The sequence below is a fragment of the Candidatus Pelagibacter sp. PS_10_02 genome (assembly GCF_059418005.1).
On the sequence record NZ_CM182076.1, the window covers coordinates 911,064 to 934,666 of the forward strand.

The window sequence follows — 23,603 nt, forward strand, 5'->3', positions numbered from 1 at the left end:
ATTTGAGAAGTCTTATATAAGCGCAATTTTAGAAAAATCCATGTATTTTTTGTTGGATTTAATTGATATTTTTTTGCTTTTTTAGCTCTCTTAATTCATTGAAAGTACTTTCGCTTAAATCCTTTGAAAATTTTGATTCAAGCTCTTCAATTCTAAACTCTAAATCGTAATTCTTGAGATCTCTTGAGACTTCATCTAATAATTCAAACATCTTTTCCTGATTATTTTGATGACTATTTAAAATATGCTTGATGGAAGCAAATTTGAAGATTTTTTCTATTAATTGTGGATCAATAGGAATTTGCTCAAGTGTAAGTTTCTCTCCACTTTTTAACTTTGATAAAAGAGTTTCATAGATCAATTTATTTTCATCACTAAACAATCTAATATTTTCAATTAAGTGAATATTTTCTTGAAAAATATCTAAGTTATTTAATATTAGATAAAGTAATGAAAACTCTTTAAGCTCTACCCCACTTAATGATTTACTTTCATTGAAGTATTTTTGTGTAGATTGTAAAGACTTAATTTTTTTTGTATAAAATTGTTTTTTACCTACGTTACTATGGGGTGTTAAAGATGAGATTTTTTCTAAGAAAAACTCAAGCACATATTTTTTAATAAAATCATCTTTAATGGTTCGCGCAATAGATCTTAATTTTTTTTCAAAAATTGCCATTGATGAAGGATTATTGTCAGTTTGTTGTTTGTAGTGATTAAATATGAATTGATGAATAGAAATTTTTGCTTGTTTGGTAAAATCTATAAAATTAGCTTTACCATTTTTGTTTGCATAACTATCTGGGTCTTCACCATCTGGTAAAAAAAGAAATGAGATTTGTTTTTCAGGCTGTAATTCTTTTATTGAATTTTCAGCTGCTCTAAGGGCTGCTTTATATCCACTTTCATCTCCATCAAAACAAATAATTATGTCATCAAAAAATTGATTTAAAATTAAAATTTGTCTGTCAGTTAATGACGTTCCAAGATTTGCAACAACATTTTCTATTCCATTTTTACTTAAGCCAACAACATCCATATAACCTTCAACAAGATATACATGATCAATTTTATTAGATAATTTTCGAGCTAAATCTAAATTATATAAGTTAGAACCTTTTTTAAAAAAAGGAGTCTCTGGAGAATTTATATATTTTGCACCGTAACTATTTTCATTAATAGTTCTTCCGCCCAATCCAATAGGCTGGCCAGAAATATTATTTATTGGAAATATTATTCTATCTCTAAATCTTTCTACGTATGTATTTTTTTTTTCATCCAAATAAAAAAGGCCACTTTCAACTAAAACTTTTTCACTAAATTGATCTTTTAATTTTTCATAAAAATTAGAATTTCTTTCAACAAATCCGATTTTAAAATTTTTTACCTCATCTTTACTAAGGTTTCTTTTTTTTAAATAGTCTCTTGCAATAGTTAAACTTTCATTTTTTAAAATTTCATCATGATAAAATTCGACATATTGGTTATAAATTGAAGAATACTCTTGCCAATTTTTCTCTCTTTCTTCATCTTGTTTTGAAAATGTGTATGGTCTCATACCAGCAAGATTAGCTAGAGATTTTACAGCTTCGCCAAATTTTAAATTTTGAGTTTTCATTACAAAATCAAAAATATTTCCGTGTTCTGATGTCGCAAAACAATGATAGAATTCTTTTTCATCATTGACCGTAAAAGATGGTGTTTTTTCTGTCTTAAATGGCGATAGACCAACAAATTCTTTGCCTCTTTTTTTTAAGCTAACTGATTTTGAGACAACTGTTGAAACTTTTAAACGAGTTTTAATTTCGTCTAAGTATTCTTTGGGATATTTCATTATTTATTTAATAATTCTTTAAGCAATGGTCCAGCTTTAGCAAAGTCTAAGTTGTCAGGATAAGACTTTTTAAGCTCACCCATCACTTTGCCCATATCTTTAATCGATGCTGCTCCTAATTTGCTTATTGTATCAACGCATATTTTTTTAGTTTCTTCGTCATTTAATTGCTTAGGCAAAAAACTAGATAATAGTTCAAATTCGTTTTGCTCCACTTCTAATAAATCTTTTCTATCGTTCTTTTTATAGATCTCTATTGATTCGGTTCTTTGTTTGATCATTTTCTTCAAAAGTTTCTTGATGTCCTCATCGTCTGTTTCTTTTTTGTCAGGTCCAGATCGATTAACAATATCAAGATCTTTAATTGAAGATAAAATTAACCTATAGGTTGATATTTCTGTCTTATTTTTTGCTTTTAAAGAATTTTTATAGTTAGTTTCAATTTTTTCTTTCAATGTCATAATATTTTTTAATCTACTGCAAAGTAAAAATTCTTCAAAAGAAAAATTGTTTTTTTATAATTTTATAATACATCTCTGTTGCGGTAATTAAGGTTTTATTGTATTAACCTTTAACTCATGAGTTGTAATTGATCAAAAAAGCAAAAAAAACTAGCTCAAAAAAAATCTCTCAGATTCCCACAGGCATTTTAGTTCTTGATAATAAAATAATCTTTAAAGGTATTGGTATTGGATATCAGGGAACTGCGACTGGCGAAGTTTGTTTCAACACTTCCTTAACAGGATATCAAGAAATTATCTCAGATCCATCTTATGCCGGACAAATCATTAATTTTACGTTCCCTCACATTGGTAATGTTGGAACTAATAAAGAGGATTTAGAGTCTGATAAGGTTTGGACTAAAGGTGTAATTTTTAATTCTGAAATAACAAGTCCTTCTAATTACAGATCTTTCGTTAACTTGGACATGTGGTTAAAAAAAAATAAAATTGTAGGGATCACTGGACTTGATACTAGAAGTTTAACTAATTTTATTAGAGATAAAGGTGCTCCAAAGGGAACAATTTCTTTTTCTAAAAACGGTAATTTTAATATAAGCAAATTAATTAACATTACTAACAAATGGAGTGGATTAAATAATTTAGATTTAGCAGAACAGGTTACTACTAAAAAAAGTTATATTTGGTCAGGGTTTAAGACTTGGAAAAAAGAAACTGGTTATTTAAAAAATAAGAAAAACTCATTACATGTTGTTGCTATTGATTATGGAATAAAAAAAAATATCTTAAGATATTTTTCAGATCTAAACTGTAAAGTAACTGTTGTTTCTTGCAAAACTAGTGCAAAAGATATTTTAAAGCTAAAACCAAATGGTATCTTTTTATCTAATGGCCCTGGAGATCCTGCGGCAACTGGAAAATATGCTATCGAAATTATAAAAGAATTAATCAATAAAAATTTACCTATTTTTGGTATTTGTCTAGGTCATCAAATTCTTGCGCTAACCCTTGGTGCAAAAACAAAAAAAATGAAATTAGGTCATAGAGGAGCTAACCATCCTGTAAAAAATCTACTTAAAGATAATGTGGAAATTACAAGTCAAAACCATGGTTTTGAAATTGTGAGAGCAACGCTTCCTGAAAATATTGAAGTCACTCATAAATCTTTATTTGATAATTGTATTGAGGGAATTAGATTAAAAAATAAACCAGTTTTCTCTGTTCAGTATCATCCTGAATCAAATCCAGGGCCACAAGATAGTGTTTATTTATTCAAAGAATTTTTTAATAACATGAAAAAAAATGCCAAAAAGAAAAGATCTTAAAACTATATTAGTTGTTGGTGCTGGACCAATAATCATAGGTCAAGCTTGTGAGTTTGATTACTCCGGTACGCAAGCTTGTAAAGCACTTAAAGATGAGGGTTATAAAGTTATCTTAATCAATTCTAATCCTGCAACTATTATGACAGACCCAGGTGTGGCTGATAAAACTTATATTGAGCCGATAACTTTAGAGGTGCTTGAAAAAATTCTTAAAAAAGAAAAACCAGATGCAATTTTACCAACCATGGGTGGTCAAACAGCTCTGAACTTAGCAATGGCCGCTGAGAAAAAAGGTATTTTAAAGAAATATAAAATCGAACTTATTGGTGCAAATTCTAAAGCAATATCCAATGCTGAGGATAGAAAAAAGTTTAGAAAAAATATGTTGGATATAGGTTTAGACCTTCCAAAATCTAAAGTTGTAAATCATGTTAGAGACGCTGCAAAGGTTTTAAAACAAATTGGGCTACCTGCAATAATTAGACCAGCTTTTACTCTAGGAGGACTGGGTGGAGGAATTGCAAAAACAGAAAAAGAATATTTTAAAATAGTTAAAGATGGTTTGCATGAGTCCCCTGTTAGTCAAATTTTAATAGAAGAGTGCCTTGAAGGTTGGAAAGAGTTTGAAATGGAAGTTGTCAGAGATAAAAAAGATAACTGCATTATTATTTGTTCAATTGAGAATATTGATCCAATGGGAATTCACACTGGAGACTCGATTACAGTTGCACCTGCACTAACCCTTACTGATAAAGAATATCAAGTGATGAGAAATGCTTCTATTGCTTGTCTTAGAAAAATTGGAGTAGAAACAGGTGGATCGAACGTGCAATTTGCAATCAATCCTAAAGACGGCAGGATGGTTATCATAGAAATGAATCCAAGAGTTTCAAGATCTTCAGCCCTTGCTTCTAAGGCAACTGGATTTCCAATAGCAAAAGTTGCTGCTAAACTGGCTATCGGTTACACGCTTGATGAATTGAAAAATGAAATTACCAAAACAACCCCTGCCTCATTTGAGCCTAGTATTGACTATGTTGTAACAAAAATTCCACGATTTACATTTGAAAAATTCTCAACATCTGAGGTAATTCTTGGGACATCAATGAAATCTGTTGGTGAAGCGATGGCAATTGGTAGAAACTTTAAAGAGTCTTTACAAAAAGCTTTAGTTTCTCTTGAAATTGGCTTTTCAGGTCTTGATCGTATTTTTCCATTAAACAAAAAACAAATTGAAAAAGAATTAAGAAAAAATATTCCAAACAGAATACTGTTAGCTGCAGAAGCATTTAGAAAAAAAATAAATATCAAAAGAATTCATCAACTTTGTAAAATAGATCCTTGGTTTTTAGAGCAGATAAAAGAAATTGTTGATGAGGAAAACCAAATTCAAAGAAAAGGTCTACCTAAAGATTACAATGAATTTAATAGAATTAAGTCCATCGGTTTTTCAGATAAAAAATTATCTGAAATCACTAAAATTCCTGAAGACCTTGTTAGAAAAAAAAGAACTGCTTTAAAAGTATTACCAGTTTACAAAAAGGTAGATACCTGTGCTGCCGAATTTAAATCTTTCACTCCTTATATGTATTCAACATATCAAAGAAACTATGCTTTAAATTCAGAATGTGAGGCAGACCCCTCTTCTAGAAAAAAAATAATAATTTTAGGTGGCGGACCAAATCGTATAGGTCAAGGTATTGAATTTGACTATTGTTGTTGTCAGGCAAGTTATGCACTTAAAGAAAGTGGCTTTGAAACTATAATGATTAACTGTAATCCAGAAACAGTTTCAACAGATTACGATACTAGTGACAGACTATATTTTGAACCTCTAAAAGAAGAGTATGTTTTTAATATTATTAAAAAAGAACAACAAAAGGGAAACCTTGTAGGAATCATTGCTCAGTTTGGTGGACAAACTCCTATAAGACTTGCTAAATTTTTACATGACAACAAGCTGCCAATTTTAGGTACACAATACACATCCATAGATCTTGCTGAAGATAGAGATAGATTTAGTAAATTACTTGATAAGTTAAGATTAAAACAAGCAGAAAGTGGTATCGCTCAAAATTACAAACAAGCTATTCAAATTGCTGAAAAAATTGGACTGCCTTTAATGGTAAGGCCATCCTATGTATTAGGTGGTAGAGCAATGGAGATTGTCTACGAAAAAAGTCAGCTTAAAAATTTTGTAGAAGAGGCTTTTAAGGCTGCAGAAGAAAATCCAATACTAATAGATAGGTTTATAAGTCACGCAATGGAAGTGGATGTTGATGCCATATCAGATGGAAAAGAAGTTTATGTGGCAGGAATTATGCAACACATTGAAGAAGCCGGAATTCACTCAGGGGACTCTGCTTGTTGCCTTCCCCCTGTATCAATTAAACCTAAGCTAATCGCTGAAATAGAAATTCAAACTAAAAAATTAGCCATAGCATTAAAAGTAAAAGGTTTCATGAATATTCAATTCGCTATTAAAAATGATGAAATTTATGTAATTGAAGTTAATCCGAGAGCTAGTCGAACTGTTCCCTTTGTCTCTAAAGCTAAAGGATTGCCACTTGCAAAAATTGCCTCAAGGGTGATGGCTGGAGAAAGGTTATCTAAGTTCAATTTAAAGAGTAAAAATAAAAATTTATTTGCTGTCAAAGAAGCAGTTTTCCCTTTCAATAAATTTCCAAACAGTGATGTTTTATTAGGCCCTGAAATGAAATCTACGGGAGAAGTGATGGGGTTTGATAAAGATTTTGGAATGGCTTATGCAAAAAGCCAAATCGCTGCATCAAATTCACTACCCACAAGAGGCTTAGCGTTTATTTCTTTAAAAGATGGTCATAAGGATGAAGGAGTTGATTTAGCAAAACAACTCTTAAAGTTAAATTTTACTTTATGTGGAACTGGTGGCACCGCAGAGTACATTCGTAAACATGGAATGAAATGTAAAACCATCAATAAAGTTAGTGGGGGATCACCACACATTGTTGATGTCTTAAATTCTGGAAAAATTGCATTAGTGATTAATACAGGGGGCGGAAATAGTGAACACCGTCTTCATGATGCAATGGCTTTAAGAAGAGCGACCCTGGTTAATAAAGTTCCTTATTGTACAAACATGTCTACTGCTCAAGCTTGTTTAATGGGAATTAGATCTTTAAAAACAAAAGAGATTACAGTTACAGCACTTCAAGATATTTAATGTGAAGACAGTCCAGTATTTGCAATACTGCGAAAATTAGACTAAGCTACTTTCCAATCAGTTGGGAAAGTTACATAGTTAACCTGAAGGCATCTTCTTTCTTTAACTATTTTTTTCTTCTCCATGCCATGCCAAGTATTAGGTCCACTTGAAAAGAGATAGCCATAATTATTTTTATACGGAACTGTTTTAACTTTCTCTAATTTTTCATTATAAAAATCAGTACCAAGCTCTTCAGATTCGTTGGCGTTATTAACAAAAATTAAGCCTGACAATAGTTTTTCTTTGATATCACAGTGAGGCTTTAACCAGAACCCCTCCCTATCGCAAATAACCTCAACTCTAACGTATGAATTAGACAAATCTTTATTGATCATTTTCGAAATAGCTTCATGGGTTTCTTTTGATTGAAGCTCGTTAATAAATTTAACTAAATTTGGAAATTGTTTTTCATTTTCTTTTGTAACAAAACATCTAAATTTAATAGCTTGGCCACCAGATGCGTTACCTTCTCTAAATTCAGCAGCACCTCCATCTATAGCTCGTGTGCCATCATAATTTAAATCATGTTCCCTAACATCAGGTATATCTGCAGTTATAATTTCTTGAATTGCTCCATCGGTTAATACATTAGTATATTCCCAGTGTGTAAAGGGTGTGTCATGTTTTTTTGAGTTATTTTGAATTGAATTTAAAAATGACATTATTATTTAATTTTATGATTTATTATTCTTGCTACTCTATTCGTTTCATCTAGCTTTTGATAGTTCCAATTTTCCAAATCTTCTCCTAAATTTCTAATTATATTCAACTCTTTAAATAAATTTCTAAATTGTTGAAAACGATTGTCATTTTTCTTAGGCTCAATATTTGCAATATAAATTGGCTTTCCTGTTAGTGCTGCTTCTGAAATCATTGAACTAGAATCGCATGTTACAACAATATATTCGGAAATTGCTAATGCTGATAAATAAGCTTTTTTGTCAACACTTTCTATTACAGTATGCCTCTCTCCAAAAAAAAGTTTAGCTTTTTCAATAATACTTTTTGGCGTTCTCATTGATGGAATAATTACTAACTGATACTCTTTTTTTTCAACTAAAGTTTTCAAGTTGTTAAAAATTTTTTCTATATTTTCATCTGAATAGTCATAATATTTAGTTGGGCCACCAATAATCAGGGTTATAATTTTTCTTTGATCTTTTTTAATAAATGAATCAAGATAGTTTTTATTTGTTAGAATTTCTTCTTTTGTTAAATAGTGTATTGCTCCTTTTGTATTAATTACATTTTCTCCAGTAATTCCGTCATGCTCTGGCGCTACAATGAAATCAAAGTTTTTAAAATTTACTTTTGGATTTTGAATATGAATATTAATAACTTTTTTATTAGAATTCTTTTTTAAGTGAATGGATGGGATTACACTTTTTCTACCACATGAAATAATTACATCAAAGTCAGATGATATTATTTTTTTATAAACATTGCTTGAAACTGGTGTTAGCTTCGGTGGAAATAATTTCCAAAAACTATTAAGTTCAATCTTCTCGTGTATAAAATCTAGATCAAGAGCTTTGGCTAAGCCTTCAACTTGACTAATCATGCCATGCATACCCTCTGTCAATAATAACCCTTTTAATTTTGTCATTTATCCTTATATAACTTCTGCATGAGTGAAAATCCAATTAAACACACAAAAGTGTTAATAATAGGGTCAGGTCCCGCAGGTTATACAGCGGCTGTTTACGCTGCAAGAGCGATGCTAAATCCTATTCTAGTTTACGGATCTCAGCCTGGTGGACAATTAACAACAACAACAGATGTAGAAAATTACCCTGGATTTTCTGATGTAATTCAAGGTCCATGGTTAATGGATCAAATGAGAGATCAGGCAAAAGCAGTTGGAACTGATCTAATTGAAGATCATATTTCTTCTGTAAATTTAAAATCAAAACCATTTGAGGCTATTGGTGATAGTGGACAAAAATATACAGCAGATAGCATTATAATTTCTACAGGTGCTCAAGCAAGATGGTTAAATTTAGAGTCTGAACAAGCCTATAGAGGATTTGGAGTTTCAGCTTGTGCAACATGTGATGGTTTTTTCTTTAAAGAAAAAGTTGTAGCAGTTGTTGGCGGTGGAAATGCAGCTGTGGAAGAAGCAATGTTTCTTACAAAATTTGCATCAAAAGTAAAATTAATTCACAGACGAGATACTTTAAGAGCAGAAAAATTACTTCAAAAAAAATTAATGGAAAATAAAAAAATCGAAATAATTTGGGATAGTGCCGTTGAAGAAGTTATTGGGGATAGTGAACCTAAGAATGTTAAAGCTATTAAGATTAAAAATTTAAAAAATAATAAAATTGAAGAAATAAAAATAGATGGTTTATTTATTGCAATTGGCCATGATCCAGCAACGGCTCTTTTTAAAGAACAATTAGAAATGGATAAAGAAGGATATTTGATTACCAAACCAGATTCTACAGAAACTAATGTCCCTGGGGTTTATGCTGCAGGAGATGTAAAAGACAAAACATTCAGACAAGCTGTAACTGCTGCTGGTATGGGTTGTATGGCAGCATTAGAAGCTGAAAAATTTTTATCTCACTAAATATTATTTAAGTTCTAATTTAAGCTTTTACAAAAAGTAGATATTTTTTCTAAAGCCTTTTTAAGATTTTCCATTGAAGTTGCATAAGATATTCTAAAAAAACCTTCTAAACCAAATGCAGAACCTTGAACTACTGCAACACCACTATTTTCTAATAAAGACTGAACAAAATCTGTATCTGTCTTAAGTTCTTTACCATTTGTATCTTTTTTCCCCATTAGGCCTTTGCAGCTTGGAAAAACATAAAATGCCCCATCTGGATTTAAACATTCAATCCCATCAATTTCATTCAATGCTTTAACAACAAAATTTCTTCTTTCTTGAAATGAAGTTGCTCTCTCTTTAATAAAATCTTGAGTTCCATTTAATGCTTCAACAGCTGCAGCTTGACTAATTGAAGATGGATTTGTTGTTGATTGTGATTGTATTTTAGCAATTGCTTTAATGATATCTTTTGGTCCAGCTGCATATCCTATTCTCCAGCCAGTCATTGAGTAAGCTTTACTTACACCATTCATCGTTAGAACTCTTTCTTTCAAGCTATCAATTTGTGCAATAGTAAAAAATTTAAACCCTTCGTACGTTACATGCTCATAAATATCATCACTTAAAATATGGACGTGGGGATGTTTTGTTAAAACATCTGCAATTTCTTTAATATCACTTTCAGTATAACAAGCACCCGTTGGGTTTGATGGTGAATTTAATATGATCCACTTTGTTTTTGGAGTGATATGTTTTTCTAATTCAGCTGGATTAATTTTAAATCCTTGTTTTTCATTACACTCCAAAATAATTGGAGTTCCACCAGCTAATAAAACCATATCAGGATAAGAAACCCAATATGGCGCAGGAACTATAACCTCGTCCCCTTCATTTAGGGTTGCCATCATAGCATTATAAATTACATGTTTTCCACCAGCACCAACTGTGATTTGATCAGTTGTGTAATCTAGATTGTTTTCTCTTTTAAATTTTTTAACAATGGCATCTTTTAAAGCTGGTGTTCCATCAACTGCTGTATATTTAGTATCACCCTCGTTAATAGCTTTTATGGCTGCTTGTTTAATATTATCAGGTGTATCAAAATCAGGTTCTCCAGCTCCAAGGCCTATAACATCTTTTCCAGCAGCTTTTAACTCTCTTGCCTTTTGAGTTACAGCAATAGTTGGTGAGGGTTTAATTTTTTTTAGACTGTTTGATATAATGCTCATTGAAATATATTTTTATTCTAATAGTTTTATAGATAATGCCAAATACATATCAAGATTTAATTACTGAAATCCAAAGTAAAAATCCAGAAATTCACCAGAAACTGGAAGGTGGACAAAAATTTAAACTTACAACAGAATTTAAACCTGCTGGCGACCAGCCAGAAGCAATAAAACAATTGGTTAAAGGAGCAAATAAAGATGAGTTAAACCAAGTCTTACTTGGTGTAACAGGTTCTGGAAAAACTTTTACAATGGCGCAGGTTATTCAACAAACTAATAGACCAGCTCTTATACTGGCTCCGAACAAAACATTGGCAGCTCAACTTTATGGAGAGATGAAATCATTTTTTCCAGAAAATGCTGTTGAGTATTTTGTGTCTTATTATGATTACTATACTCCTGAAGCCTATGTTCCAAGATCTGATACCTATATTGAAAAAGAAGCATCCATTAATGAACAAATAGATCGAATGCGTCACTCAGCAACAAGATCACTTCTTGAAAGAGATGATGTGATTATTGTTTCCAGCGTTTCTTGTATTTATGGATTGGGCTCTGTTGAAGCTTATAGCAAGATGACTTTAAGTTTAAAAAGGGATTACGATTATAACAGAGAAGAATTAATAAAGACCCTGGTGCATTTACAATACAAAAGAAATGACCAAAATTTTTATAGAGGAACTTTTAGGGCAAGAGGAGAATATATTGAAATATTTCCATCTCACCTTGAGGATAGAGCTTGGAGACTTAGTTTGTTTGGTGACAAATTGGAAAAAATTGAAGAATTTGATCCTTTAACAGGAAATTTATTGAAAGAATTAGATGTTATAAAAGTTTATGCCAATAGTCACTATATCACTCCAAAACCAACCATAGAACAAGCAGTCATAAAAATAAAAAGAGAATTAGAATCAACTTTAAAAAAATTTAAAGAACAAAATAAACTTCTAGAGGCACAACGATTAGAAGAAAGAACTAAATTTGATTTAGAAATGATCGAAGCAACTGGTTCTTGTGCTGGAATTGAAAACTACTCAAGATTTTTATCAGGTAGAAAACCTGGAGAACCACCCCCTACTCTGTTTGAATATTTTCCAGATAATACATTAATTTTTGTTGATGAGTGCCATGTAACTGTTCCGCAATTAAATGGAATGTATAAGGGAGATAGATCTAGAAAAAGTAATCTTGCAGAATATGGTTTTAGACTACCCTCTTGTATGGATAATAGGCCACTTAAATTTGAAGAGTGGGATGCAATGAGAACACAAACTGTTTTTGTATCAGCAACACCTGGTCCTTGGGAATTAGAGCAGACTAAAGGTAAGTTTGTTGAACAAATAATAAGGCCTACAGGCTTAATTGATCCACCAGTTGTAATCAAACCAGCTAAAAACCAAGTCGATGACGTAATGCATGAGTGTAAGAAAACAATCGATAAAAATTTTAGAGTATTGATTACAACTTTAACTAAAAAAATGGCTGAAGATTTAACTGAATATTTTCACGAAAATGGTATTAGGGTCAGATATCTACATTCTGATATCGATACACTTGAGAGAATAGAAATTATGAGAGATCTAAGACTAGGAGTTTTCGACGTCTTGGTTGGTATAAATCTTTTAAGAGAGGGGCTTGATATACCTGAGTGTGCATTGGTTGCAATTCTAGACGCTGATAAAGAGGGATTTCTAAGATCTGAAACTTCACTAATCCAAACTATAGGAAGAGCAGCAAGAAATTTAGATGGCAGAGTCATTCTTTATGCCGACAAGGAAACTAAAAGTATAAAAAAAGCAATTCAAGAAACTGATAGAAGAAGAACAATACAGGTCGCCTATAACAAAAAATATAATATTGATGCAGCTTCAATTAAAAAAGAAATAAATGATGTTTTGGAAAGTGTTTATGAAAAGGACTACCTAAAAGTTGGAACAGGTGACAATATTGGTGGTAACTTAAAGAAACATTTAAAACAATTAAATAAAAGAATGAAAGATGCTGCAACCAACCTTGAATTTGAAGAAGCTGCAAAAATTAGAGATGAAATAAGAAATCTTGAAGCGTCAGAATTAGAAATTGTATTAAATCCAAAAGTAAAACACTATAATCAAGAAAATAGAGTGTATCCAAAAGGTAGATCTACAATGGGTCTACCTGGTACAAGAGCTCAAAAAGGTAAAAAAAAATGGAAGCAAACAAAATAATTATCACAGGAGCTGCAACAAGAATGGGTGCTGCTATTGCCAAGAAACTCTCAGGTCCAGGGGTTGAAATGATCATTCATTATAATACTTCTAGGACAGAAGCTGAAAAATTAAAAAAAGAATTAATAAAAAATAAAACAAAAGTTTATTTAGTAAAAGGAAATCTTGCAAAAGAACAAGATCTTAAAAAAATCATAAAATTTTCTAAAGATAAATTAAAATACTTTGATTGTTTGGTAAACAATGCTTCATTATTTGAAAATGATAATTTAAAAAATTTTACCTCTAAAAGTTGGGGAAATCATATTAATGTAAATTTAAAAGCACCAGCATATCTTACAAAAGAATTTGCAAAAAATACTAGAGGGAAAAATAACAATATTATAAATATAATTGACCAAAGAGTTTTTAAACTAACTCCTTTTTTCTTTTCTTATACTATAAGCAAAACAGGGCTTTATACTCTGACAAAAACAAGTGCTATGGAGTTAGCTCCAAATGTAAGGGTTAATGGAATAGCACCAGGTCCTACTATAAAAAACAAAAGACAAACAGATAATCATTTTAAGAAACAATATTTGGCAACCCCTTTAAAAAGACAGGTAAATGTAAAAGATATTTGTTCAGCTGTTGACTTTTTTATCAAAAACAGTTCAATTACAGGTCAAGTAATTGCAATTGATAGTGGGCAAAGTTTAAATTGGCAAACACCAGATGTAATTGGAAAAGAATGAAAAAAAATAACTTTAGAATTATTAAACTAGATAAAACAAAAAACTTATTTAATTACGAAAAAAAAATTTTAATTAAAGAGCTAACTTTAGATTTAAAGCTTGGATATTATGATTTCGAAAAAGAAAAATCACAAAAAGTAAAATTTTGCCTTGAAATTGACTATGAGGACAGAAAACCAACAAATGACAAGGATATTAAGTCAATTGTAAATTATGGTCAGGTTGTAAAATTGATTAAAAAACTTGTTAAAAATAAACATTACAATTTTTTAGAAACATTGGCTGAAGATGTATTTGATGTATTATTTAAAGATAAAAGAATTGGAAAAATCATGCTTCAAATTGAAAAACTAGAAATTATAAAAGAATGCGCCTCTGTTGGTATCCAAATTACCAAAAAAAGAAGTCATGAAAAGCTCTGAATTAGGTAAAGACGTAATCAGAAAAGAGCTACCATTAATTCCTAAAAGCCCTGGAGTTTATAGAATGTTAAATCATAAAGATGACATTTTATATGTAGGAAAAGCAAAAAATTTACCCAATAGATTAAAGAGCTATGTATCAGAAAAAAATCATATCATTAGAACAGAGAGAATGTTGTCACAAACATTTAAATTAGAAATCACTACTACAGCAAATGAAAGTGAGGCTCTACTTTTAGAGGCTAATTTAATCAAAAAATATAAGCCTAAATTCAATATTTTACTTAAAGATGATAAATCTTTTCCTTTTATTTTTATCAGCAATAAAGATAAGTGGGCTCAAGTTACAAAACATAGGGGAAAAAAAGACAAAGAAGGTTTTTACTTTGGGCCATTTGCTTCTGCGGGAACTGCTAATTGGACCATAAAAATGTTGCAAAAAATTTTCCAAATAAGAGTTTGTGATGATGGAACTTTCAAGAATAGGAAAAGACCTTGTATACTTTATCAAATAAAAAGATGTTCTGGTCCTTGTGTTGATTACATAAGTAGAGATGACTATAAAAAATCAGTAGATCAAGCAATTCAATTTGTGTCTGGTAAATCACGAGACATACAGAAAAACCTATCTAAGCAAATGGAGGAAGCTAGTGAGAAACTTGATTTTGAACGAGCTTCTATTTTTAGAGATAGAATTAAATCTTTAAATATAATTCAATCATCTCAAAGGATTAATGAAGCAAATCTGGTAGATGCAGATGTAATCGCAGCGTACAAAGAATCTGGTAAAACTTGTATTCAAGTATTTTTTTATAGATCAAAACAAAATTGGGGTAACCAAGCCTATTTTCCAAAACATGATTCAGATCAAGAAATTTCTGAAATAATGTCGTCTTTCTTAATGCAATTCTATGAAAATAAAAGTGTTCCAAAATTAATAATCATTAATAGTGATATCAACGATAAAAAGCTAATTGAAGAAACTTTAAGTAAAAAAGAAGGAAGTACTATTTCAATTAATATAGCAAAAAAAGGAACTAAAGCTAAAGTAATTGCCATGGCAGAAAAAAATGCCAAAGAGTCACTTAGTAGAAAAATTTATGAAACAAATAACAATAAAGATTTGTTTGATGGTGTTATTAAAAAATTTGAACTTAAAAATAATCTAAACCTTGTTGAGGTTTATGATAACAGTCATATTTCAGGTGCAAATAGTGTTGGGGCAATGATTACTTTTGGAAATGAAGGGTTTGTAAAAAAAAGGTATAGAAAGTTCGATATTAAAACAAAAGGTTCTGAGCAAGATGACTTTGCTATGTTGAAAGAGGTTCTTTCAAGGAGATTTAAAAGAGCAATGTTAGAAAAGGGGAACTATTTAACTCTACCAGATTTGATATTAATTGACGGTGGTAAAGGTCAATACTCAACTGCCAAAGAAGTGCTAGACGAGTTTGGTTTACATGACCTTCCAATGATTGCTATTGCTAAAGGTAAATTAAGAAATAGTGGTGATGAAACTTTTTTCTATAATGGAAAAACATTCAAATTTGATAAAAATGATCCTACCCTATTCTTTTTACAAAGGCTTCGTGATGAGGCTCATAGATTTGCTATTACTTCTCATCGGGCTAAACGAGCAAAAGGCATTACAAAATCACTTTTAGACCAAATTGATGGTATTGGATCTATTAGAAAAAGAGCATTATTAAACCATTTTGGTTCAGCTCGAGCAGTTGAATCAGCTAGTTTTGATGAAATAAAATCAGTAGAAGGTGTTGAAGAAAAAGTGGCAAAAAAGATATATAACTTTTTTCACGAATAATTATGCTTAAAAAAATTCCAAACATTTTAACTATCGGCAGAATAATAATTGTTCCTTTTTTTGTTTTAGCATTTTACTTACCAGGTTTTTATGGTGACTTAACTGCTTTCGCTTTGTTTTTAATTGCCTCATTTACAGATTTTTTAGATGGAATGCTTGCAAGAATGTTGGGTGAAGAATCTAAATTAGGTGAATTGTTAGACCCTATTGCTGATAAAATTATTGTTGCCACAGCATTAATATTACTTGTGATGAGTGGGACAATTAAACATTACGAAGTTATTGCTGCAATTATCATATTAACAAGAGAAATTCTGATTTCGGGTTTAAGAGAATTTTTAGCAAAAGGTAAAATCAGACTGCCTGTATCTAATTTAGCAAAATTAAAAACTTTTTTACAGATGGTTGCTATAGCACTTTTATTAACTGGTGAAACTGGAAATAAAATTTTAAACTTCCAAGACTATAACGCACAAACTATTGGAATAATCTTGCTTTGGCTTTCTGCTTTTTTGACTTTATATACTGGTTATGAGTATTTAAGAAAAGGTATTGATCATGCAATGTCTGAAGATAATAAAAATTAATTTAATTGCTTCTTACTAAAGCTTGATAGCTTTCATTTAAATCAATTATAGTTTCACAGACTTTAAATTCATTGTCAGCTATACAAGATACAGGCGTAACCTCTGCTGCTGTTCCAGTTAAAAAACAACCAACAAAATCTTTGAGCTCTTCAGGTTTAATCTTTCTCTCATGGATCTTAATCCCTTTTGATTTTGCAATATCAATAACTGTTCTTCTTGTAATTCCATCTAAAAAGGAATCTGGGATTGGAGTATGCAATTCATTGTTCTTATCTTTAAAAAATATATTTGCTCCAGTAGCTTCTGCTACATTGCCTGCATGATCTAACATTAGAGAATCAGTGTATCCTTGTTGCTCCGCCTCATGCTTGGATAAAGTACAAATCATATACAATCCTGAGGCTTTAGTATCCCAAGGTATTGTATTTGGAGCGGGTCTTCTCCAGTTTGAAATATTTAACCTAATTCCATTTATTTTTAATTTAGGATCAAAATAAGAACCCCATTCCCAAGTAGCTATTGCAACATGTATTTTTGTTTTTTGAGCAGAAATTGCCATCATCTCACTACCTCTCCAAATCATTGGTCTTACATACCCATTTTCAATTTTTTGTACTGAAATGATTTCATTAGATGCTTGGTTTATATCTTTTTCAGAGTATGGAATTGTAATTCCCATTCGTTTTGCTGAATAAAAAAGTCTTGAAGTGTGTTCCTCTAATTTAAAAATCTTACTATCATATACTCTTTCACCTTCAAAAACACAGCTGGCATAATGAAGACCATGATTTAGTATATGAATTTTAGCATCAGCCCAATCAACAAGCTCATTATTATACCAAATTTTACCAGATCTTTTGTCGTAGGGTATCATGTGTGAAATTTTTTTTAATTATTTTTCAAAATTATCTTTGTATCTATAATATGTCAATATAACTTACCAATAATGAAAGAACTTTTATATTTAAAAGATGATCAACTTAAAGAGTTAATAGAGAAGTTGTTTACAAGCTATAGAGAAATCTTTGCAGACTCCAAAAAAACCTTGGATAAGTACTCGATTGGGATAGCACATCATAAGGTTTTACACATTCTTTCTACGTATCGAGGTATTACAATTTCAGAACTGCTAAAAAAACTTAATATTACTAAACAAAGTTTAAATCGTGTTTTAAAAGATTTGATCAAACTAGAAGTTGTTTTTTTTGAAAAAGATCAGCGGGATACAAGAGTAAAACATATTTTTTTAAATGAAAAAGGAGAAAAAATTTTTAATGACATATTCTCCACTCAAAAAAAGAGAATTTATAATGCTCTTCTAAACTCAAGTTCAGAGCAAGTTATTAATTTTGATAATGTACTAAAAAAAATAATTAATGAATGATTTTATAGCCCATATCTTAGTAGTTGATGATGATGATGGAATAAGATCATTAATAAAAAAATTTTTAAATGAAAATAATTTTTTAGTTACGACTGCTAATAGTGCTGAAAATGCTAAAGAAAAAATTTTAATAGTAAAATTTGATTTGATCATTCTTGATGTGATGATGCCTGGAAAAAGTGGTTTAGATTTTATAATGGAAAATAAATCAAATATTGATACACCAATCATTCTTTTAACTGCCAAAGGAGAAACTGAGGATAGAGTTAGTGGATTAGAAATAGGTGCAGATGATTATTTGCCAAAACCTTTTGAGCCTAAAGAACTAGTATTAAGAATAAAGAATATACTAAATAAAACAAAAAAAAATGATTTAAAGAGAATTATAACTTTTGATAATATAAAAATAGATTTAAATAAATTGCTAATCATTAAAAATGATAGTGAATTTAAAATTAACAATACTGAAAAAATTATCTTAGAAAAAATGATTAATAACCCTGGAAAAACTTTTTCAAGAGAAAGTATTGGTAAACTAATTGATTTAGACAAAGAGAGATCAATTGATGTTATAATTACAAGACTAAGAAAGAAAATTGAACTTGATCCAAAAAATCCAAAATATTTGCAAACTTTAAGAGGTGCTGGCTATGTCTTATGGATTGAGTAGCTTTATTAAAAATTTATTACCTCGTAGACTATTTTACCGTGCATTACTAATTGTTGCAGTACCAATAATAGTTTTGCAATTGGTTATCACCATTGTTTTCTTTGATAGTCTGTGGATTAAAACAAATAAAGGAATGACACGAGCACTTGTAGGTGAAATGAAAACTTTCATCGTAGCCTATGACAATGGTAAATATAATAATAATGATTTGTCAGGTCTTTTTTCAATTTACCTAGATCTTAACGTTGAGTTTAAAACAGATGATTCATTTGAATTACCGCAAAAACAAAGGTGGTTTAGTCCAATAGATCGAACATTAAGAAGAGAATTAAAATCAAATATTGGAACTAATAATTATTGGTTTGATACAACAACATATAAAGAGCTCATTCATATAAATATTAAACATAATGATGGTTATTTTGAATTTTTTATTCCAAAGGACAGGGTAACCAGCACATCCGCCAGATTGTTTGGATTATGGATAACCCTTCCAGCATTGCTGATGATAACTATAGCTATAATATTTCTAAAAAATCAAACTCGCCCTATTGTAAATCTTGCAAAAGCTGCTGAGAAATTTGGAAGAGGTGAAAAAGTTGATGAGTATAGACCTTCTGGTGCAATGGAAATCAGACAAGCAGGTCTAGAGTTTGACAAAATGCGAAAAAGAATCATGAGACACCTTAATCAAAGATCGGAAATGTTATCTGGAATAAGTCATGACTTGAGAACACCATTAACAAGATTAAAATTACAACTCTCCTTTATTGAAGATAAAGATCTATCAAAAAAAATGTCTGCAGATATTGATGAGATGGAAAAAATGTTAAACGAATATTTACAATTTACAAGTTCAACTTTTGTAGAAAAAGATGAGACTTTTGATATTTCAGAATTAATAGAAGATATAATTAAAAAATATAATAATAAAGACATATCAAATAAAATCATACCAAGAATCTACATGAGTGGTCGAAAGAATTTAATTAAGAGATCTATTAATAATCTTATTGATAATTCAATTAAATATGCCAAAAAAATTGAAATACAATTAAATAAAAAAAATAATAATATTACAATTACTTTAGATGATGATGGGATTGGTATTCCTAAAAATGAATATCAAAATGTATTTAAACCCTTCTACAAAATAGACAAGGGAAGAGCTGACTCTAAATCAAGCGTAGGTCTTGGGTTAGCCATAACATCAGATATCATTAAGTCTCATGGTGGAAATATTATACTAGAAAAATCTCACTTGAATGGCTTGAGAGTTAAGGTTTTTTTACCTTTGTAGCTTTCTTTTTTAAATTATTTTTTTCTAGTTTTTCTAATTTTTTTTCAAGATTTTCTACTCTTTTAATTAAAATATCAGTTTCCTCTTTACTAACTAGCTTCATTTTAAAAACTATTTCATCTCTCTTTGATTTTAAAACATTTATAATTTCAGAACTTAAATCTTTATAAGAAATAAGACCTTGCTCAAATAGCTTAGCTAATTTATCAATTACAAATTTAGATTTTGTCATATATTCATTTATAAAATTAATATACTTTATAAGTAGTTTTTAAAAAATGTTTATTAATAATTTTGACCCAGTTGCCTTTGAAGTTTTTTCACTAGAAATTAGGTGGTATTCTTTGGCCTATATTTTTGGAATAGTGCTTGGTTGGATTTATTGTAAAAAAAAATTAATTAAAGATCCCATTGTACTTGATCTATTTGATGACTTTATTACCTATTTAATCATTGGTATAATTTTAGGTGGAAGAATTGGTTATGCCCTATTCTACAACTTCTCATATTATATAAACAATCCATTAGAAATTCTAATGGTATGGAATGGTGGGATGTCATTTCATGGTGGTTTAATTGGAGTTATTCTATCCTGTGTAATATTTGGAAAAAAACATAAAATTAATTCATTTATCTTTTTAGATTTAGTTGCGCTATCAGCTCCTATTGGTATTTTTTTTGGTAGAGTTGCAAACTTTATAAATTCTGAACTTTATGGAAGAGCTACAGATTTGCCTTGGGGTGTTCAATTTGTATTAATTGATAATATCAAAAGACATCCTTCTCAAATTTATGAAGCTTTTTTTGAAGGTATTATTCTTTTCTTTATACTAAATTATCTTTTTAGACGAAAATATATTGTAACACCTGGAAAACTTTCTGCTTTATTCTTAATTTTTTATTCTTTGTTTAGATATTCTTTAGAGTTTTTCAGAGTGCCAGACCCACAAATTGGATTTCTATTTTTAAACTCAACTTTAGGTCAAATCATAAGCCTTCTGTTTTTTGTAATTGGAGTGCTTCTATTTTATTTAAAAAAAAATGAAAATTAAAAATGGTGATAAGATTACTCTAGATGAATATATAGAGGAGTCTCTCTATAATAAAAAATTTGGATATTATGTTAAAAAAGTTCCATTTGGAAAAAGTGGTGACTTTATTACTGCACCCAATATATCTGTATTATTTTCTGAAATGCTGGCAATTTGGGTAATTTCGTTTTGGGAAAATCTAGGTTGTCCAAAAAAATTTAATTTAATAGAGCTAGGTGCTGGTAACGGTGAAATGATGAGGGTATTAAATAAAACATTTTCAAAATTTCCAAAATTTTTTAGTGCTTGTAAAATTAATATATTGGAAAGAAGTAAATTACTTAGAAAAATTCAAAAAAATATTATCAATAATAATAAAATTAGATGGCTAAATAATTTAGATCAATTGAATAATCTGCCTTGTATTTTTCTAGCAAATGAATTTTTTGATGCATTGCCAATTAAGCAATTTATTAAAAAAGAGAAAAAATGGCACGAAAGATATGTAAAATTTATAGATAATACACACAAAGAATATTTGGATATACCACTTGATATAGAGAAGTTTGAAAAAAAAATTAAATTTAACATTTCAGATAAACAAACTTTTATTGAATACTCACCTCAAGCTGATGATTATTTAAAAAATATAACCAATAAAATTAAAAAAAATAATGGTGGGGTATTAATAATTGACTATGCTTATGTCGATAAAAAAATAAAAAATACACTTCAAGCAGTATCAAAACATAAGTACTGTGGTGTTCTCGATGAATTTGGAAATTCAGATATTACTTATAACCCAAACTTTGATTTGATCATTAAAATGCTGAAAAGATTTGGCACTTTTAATTCTTTAATGACTACACAAAAACATTTTCTAACAAAGCTTGGAATAATGGAGCGAGCTGAAATTATCTCTAAGAATATGCAATTTAGTGAAAAGGCTGATATTTATTTTAGAATTCAAAGATTAATTGATGAAAAACAAATGGGAAAATTATTTAAAGTATTGTTTATAACAAATCATAAAAATAAATTCAAACTAGGGTTTGGTAATGATTAAATCAAAAAAGCTTAGTAAGTTACAAAATTTAAATCATGCTTTTTTCAATAGAGCTGGGGGCAAATCTACTGGTATTTTTAAAAGTTTAAATTGTGGTCCTGGATCGAATGACAATAAACGAAATATCTTAAAAAATCTTAATATTGTTAAAAAAAAAATTAATACTACTGCCAAAAAAATTGTTTTGCTAAAACAGGTGCATAGTAATAAATTTCATTTTATAAGTAAAAATACACAAGTTCCAAAAAAAAAACTTGAAGGCGACGCTTTAATTACAAATAGAACAAATCTTCCAATTGCAGTTCTAACTGCAGATTGTGCGCCTATTCTTATACATGATAAAAAAACAAAAATGATAGCCGCAATACATGCTGGCTGGAAAGGTGCTTACAAGGGTATCATTCAAAGTGTTATTAATTTTATGATTAAAAAAGGTTGCTCTTCTAACAACATAACTGCTGTTATAGGGCCCTGCATATCTGTAAATAATTACGAGGTTAAAGAAGATTTTATCAAGAAATTTATAAAAAAAGATAAAAAGAATGTCCTTTTTTTTAAAAAAACAAAAGATAAAAACTACTTTAGTTTAGGTAAATATATTCATCATCAACTAAAAGCTCTAGATATTAAGAATATTGATGTTATCAAAAAAGATACATTTGTCTTAAAAAACAATTTTTTTAGTGCAAGACGATCTATCAGGCTTAATGAGAATGATTATGGTAGAAATATTTCAGTAATTATGATTAATTAAGTTTATCTCATGAAATTATTAACTGGAAATAGCAATAAACCTCTCAGTAAGAATATTTCAAAATATTTAAAAACAAAACTTGTTAACTCAAGTATCAAAAAATTTTCTGACGGTGAAATTTATGTTGAAATAAATGAAAATATTAGAGGTAATAGCATCTTTATCCTTCAGTCTATTTCATCACCAGCGAATGATAATTTAATGGAATTATTACTTTGTATTGATGCATTAAAAAGATCTTCAGCAAAAAATATTACTGCTGTTATTCCATATTTTGGATATGCTCGACAAGATCGTAAAGTTGTCCCTAGAACTTCTATTTCAGCAAAACTAGTTTCAAATTTAATTACTAAAGCTGGTGCTGATAGAGTAGTGACAGTAGACCTTCATGCTGGCCAAATACAGGGCTTCTTTGATATTCCTGTAGACAATTTATTTGCTACACCCATTTTTGCAAGACATGCCAAAAAAAATATTAAAAGTAAAAATATTATTTGTGTTGCTCCAGATGTTGGAGGAACCGAAAGAGCAAGAGCTCTTGGTAAAATGTTGGATGCTGATCTTGCTATTGTAGATAAAAGAAGACCTAAACCAGGACAGTCAAAGGTTATGAATGTCATTGGAAATGTTAAAGATAAAACGTGTATCATAGTTGACGATATAATTGACTCGGGTGGAACTATTGTAAATGCAGCTAAAGCTCTTAAAGATCGAGGTGCAAAAGAAGTTTTTGTTTATATTACTCACGGCGTTCTTAGTGGAGAAGCTGTAGAAAAAATTAAAAAATCAGTTATTAAAAAATTAGTAATAACTGACACAATTGATAATGGGAATAAAATTAAAAATGTTAAAAATATAGAAGTTTTGCCTATTTCAACCCTTATGGGAGAAGCAATTAAAAGAATTTCCAATTCGACCTCTGTTTCAGATTTATTTAAATAATTATCTTGAGTTATTAACAAACTTGGGCTAGAAA

Annotated in this window: 22 protein-coding genes; 15 read left to right on the forward strand and 7 right to left on the reverse strand. The window is 29.7% G+C overall.

Annotated elements, in window-relative coordinates; translation table 11 throughout:
- Positions 1-58: 58 nt before the first annotated feature.
- Positions 59-1,834 carry a DNA primase gene (gene dnaG, locus AC5SL1_RS05025; RefSeq protein ID WP_494599326.1) on the reverse strand — a complete coding sequence of 592 codons (1,776 nt, stop codon included), beginning with the start codon at positions 1,832-1,834 and terminating at the stop codon, positions 59-61.
- Complete coding sequence (locus AC5SL1_RS05030; RefSeq protein ID WP_494572877.1) at positions 1,834-2,295, reverse strand: GatB/YqeY domain-containing protein; 462 nt, start codon at positions 2,293-2,295, stop codon at positions 1,834-1,836. Before AC5SL1_RS05030 ends, dnaG begins: the two co-directional genes overlap by 1 nt.
- A gap of 128 nt (positions 2,296-2,423) precedes the next feature.
- Here AC5SL1_RS05030 and carA point away from each other — a divergent pair, with 128 nt between their 5' ends.
- Positions 2,424-3,620 carry a glutamine-hydrolyzing carbamoyl-phosphate synthase small subunit gene (carA, locus tag AC5SL1_RS05035; RefSeq protein WP_494599327.1) on the forward strand — a complete coding sequence of 399 codons (1,197 nt, stop codon included), beginning with the start codon at positions 2,424-2,426 and terminating at the stop codon, positions 3,618-3,620.
- On the forward strand, positions 3,598-6,822 hold the full coding sequence (gene carB, locus AC5SL1_RS05040) for a carbamoyl-phosphate synthase large subunit (RefSeq protein ID WP_494599328.1): 3,225 nt from the start codon (positions 3,598-3,600) through the stop codon (positions 6,820-6,822). The genes carA and carB overlap by 23 nt, the downstream gene beginning before the upstream one ends.
- A 41-nt stretch (positions 6,823-6,863) precedes the next feature.
- Here carB and AC5SL1_RS05045 read toward each other — a convergent pair whose 3' ends face one another.
- Both AC5SL1_RS05045 and AC5SL1_RS05050 read right to left on the reverse strand, forming a co-directional pair.
- Positions 6,864-7,526 (reverse strand): hypothetical protein, encoded by a 663-nt coding sequence (locus tag AC5SL1_RS05045; protein WP_494599329.1) that lies wholly within the window; start codon positions 7,524-7,526, stop codon positions 6,864-6,866.
- 2 nt (positions 7,527-7,528) lie between these two features.
- Positions 7,529-8,470, reverse strand: coding sequence for a mitochondrial fission ELM1 family protein (locus AC5SL1_RS05050; RefSeq protein WP_494599330.1), 942 nt, complete (start codon positions 8,468-8,470; stop codon positions 7,529-7,531).
- A 21-nt stretch (positions 8,471-8,491) separates the two neighbouring features.
- Here AC5SL1_RS05050 and trxB point away from each other — a divergent pair, with 21 nt between their 5' ends.
- Positions 8,492-9,436 (forward strand): thioredoxin-disulfide reductase, encoded by a 945-nt coding sequence (trxB, locus tag AC5SL1_RS05055; RefSeq protein ID WP_494599331.1) that lies wholly within the window; start codon positions 8,492-8,494, stop codon positions 9,434-9,436.
- A gap of 14 nt (positions 9,437-9,450) precedes the next feature.
- On the opposite strand, the gene AC5SL1_RS05060 is transcribed toward trxB, so the two are convergent.
- Positions 9,451-10,650, reverse strand: coding sequence for a pyridoxal phosphate-dependent aminotransferase (locus AC5SL1_RS05060; RefSeq protein ID WP_494599332.1), 1,200 nt, complete (start codon positions 10,648-10,650; stop codon positions 9,451-9,453).
- Positions 10,651-10,685: 35 nt separating this feature from the next.
- Here AC5SL1_RS05060 and uvrB point away from each other — a divergent pair, with 35 nt between their 5' ends.
- From uvrB to pgsA, 5 genes are read left to right on the forward strand one after another with little or no spacing between them, the layout of a single operon-like run.
- Positions 10,686-12,857 carry an excinuclease ABC subunit UvrB gene (gene uvrB / locus AC5SL1_RS05065; RefSeq protein WP_494599333.1) on the forward strand — a complete coding sequence of 724 codons (2,172 nt, stop codon included), beginning with the start codon at positions 10,686-10,688 and terminating at the stop codon, positions 12,855-12,857.
- Positions 12,839-13,591, forward strand: coding sequence for an SDR family oxidoreductase (locus tag AC5SL1_RS05070; protein ID WP_494599334.1), 753 nt, complete (start codon positions 12,839-12,841; stop codon positions 13,589-13,591). Before uvrB ends, AC5SL1_RS05070 begins: the two co-directional genes overlap by 19 nt.
- Positions 13,588-14,013, forward strand: a complete 426-nt coding sequence (locus AC5SL1_RS05075; RefSeq protein ID WP_494579403.1) for a dihydroneopterin aldolase — start codon at positions 13,588-13,590, stop codon at positions 14,011-14,013. Before AC5SL1_RS05070 ends, AC5SL1_RS05075 begins: the two co-directional genes overlap by 4 nt.
- Positions 14,000-15,835, forward strand: coding sequence for an excinuclease ABC subunit UvrC (gene uvrC / locus AC5SL1_RS05080; RefSeq protein WP_494599335.1), 1,836 nt, complete (start codon positions 14,000-14,002; stop codon positions 15,833-15,835). Before AC5SL1_RS05075 ends, uvrC begins: the two co-directional genes overlap by 14 nt.
- 2 nt (positions 15,836-15,837) lie before the next feature.
- On the forward strand, positions 15,838-16,422 hold the full coding sequence (gene pgsA, locus AC5SL1_RS05085; RefSeq protein ID WP_494586352.1) for a CDP-diacylglycerol--glycerol-3-phosphate 3-phosphatidyltransferase: 585 nt from the start codon (positions 15,838-15,840) through the stop codon (positions 16,420-16,422).
- Between the two features lies 1 nt (position 16,423).
- On the opposite strand, the gene AC5SL1_RS05090 is transcribed toward pgsA, so the two are convergent.
- A complete protein-coding gene (locus AC5SL1_RS05090; protein WP_494599336.1) occupies positions 16,424-17,296 on the reverse strand; it encodes a branched-chain amino acid aminotransferase in 873 nt (290 codons plus the stop codon).
- A gap of 72 nt (positions 17,297-17,368) precedes the next feature.
- On the opposite strand from AC5SL1_RS05090, the gene AC5SL1_RS05095 reads away from it, so the two are divergent.
- From AC5SL1_RS05095 to AC5SL1_RS05105, 3 genes are read left to right on the forward strand one after another with little or no spacing between them, the layout of a single operon-like run.
- Positions 17,369-17,806, forward strand: coding sequence for a MarR family winged helix-turn-helix transcriptional regulator (locus tag AC5SL1_RS05095; protein WP_494599337.1), 438 nt, complete (start codon positions 17,369-17,371; stop codon positions 17,804-17,806).
- Positions 17,799-18,476 (forward strand): response regulator, encoded by a 678-nt coding sequence (locus tag AC5SL1_RS05100; RefSeq protein WP_494572893.1) that lies wholly within the window; start codon positions 17,799-17,801, stop codon positions 18,474-18,476. Before AC5SL1_RS05095 ends, AC5SL1_RS05100 begins: the two co-directional genes overlap by 8 nt.
- Positions 18,457-19,776, forward strand: coding sequence for an ATP-binding protein (locus tag AC5SL1_RS05105; protein WP_494572894.1), 1,320 nt, complete (start codon positions 18,457-18,459; stop codon positions 19,774-19,776). The genes AC5SL1_RS05100 and AC5SL1_RS05105 overlap by 20 nt, the downstream gene beginning before the upstream one ends.
- On the opposite strand, the gene AC5SL1_RS05110 is transcribed toward AC5SL1_RS05105, so the two are convergent.
- A complete protein-coding gene (locus AC5SL1_RS05110) occupies positions 19,754-20,008 on the reverse strand; it encodes a hypothetical protein (RefSeq protein ID WP_494572895.1) in 255 nt (84 codons plus the stop codon). The two genes, AC5SL1_RS05105 and AC5SL1_RS05110, sit on opposite strands and share 23 nt — an antisense overlap.
- 46 nt (positions 20,009-20,054) lie before the next feature.
- On the opposite strand from AC5SL1_RS05110, the gene lgt reads away from it, so the two are divergent.
- The 4 genes from lgt to AC5SL1_RS05130 are packed head-to-tail and all read left to right on the forward strand — an operon-like array spanning position 20,055 to position 23,569.
- Entirely contained in the window at positions 20,055-20,828 is a 774-nt protein-coding gene (gene lgt / locus AC5SL1_RS05115) for a prolipoprotein diacylglyceryl transferase (RefSeq protein WP_494599338.1), read from the forward strand.
- Entirely contained in the window at positions 20,818-21,873 is a 1,056-nt protein-coding gene (locus AC5SL1_RS05120) for an SAM-dependent methyltransferase (protein WP_494599339.1), read from the forward strand. Before lgt ends, AC5SL1_RS05120 begins: the two co-directional genes overlap by 11 nt.
- Complete coding sequence (gene pgeF, locus AC5SL1_RS05125; protein WP_494599340.1) at positions 21,866-22,627, forward strand: peptidoglycan editing factor PgeF; 762 nt, start codon at positions 21,866-21,868, stop codon at positions 22,625-22,627. Before AC5SL1_RS05120 ends, pgeF begins: the two co-directional genes overlap by 8 nt.
- Before the next feature lie 9 nt (positions 22,628-22,636).
- Complete coding sequence (locus AC5SL1_RS05130; protein WP_494572899.1) at positions 22,637-23,569, forward strand: ribose-phosphate pyrophosphokinase; 933 nt, start codon at positions 22,637-22,639, stop codon at positions 23,567-23,569.
- The last annotated feature ends 34 nt before the right edge of the window (positions 23,570-23,603 follow it).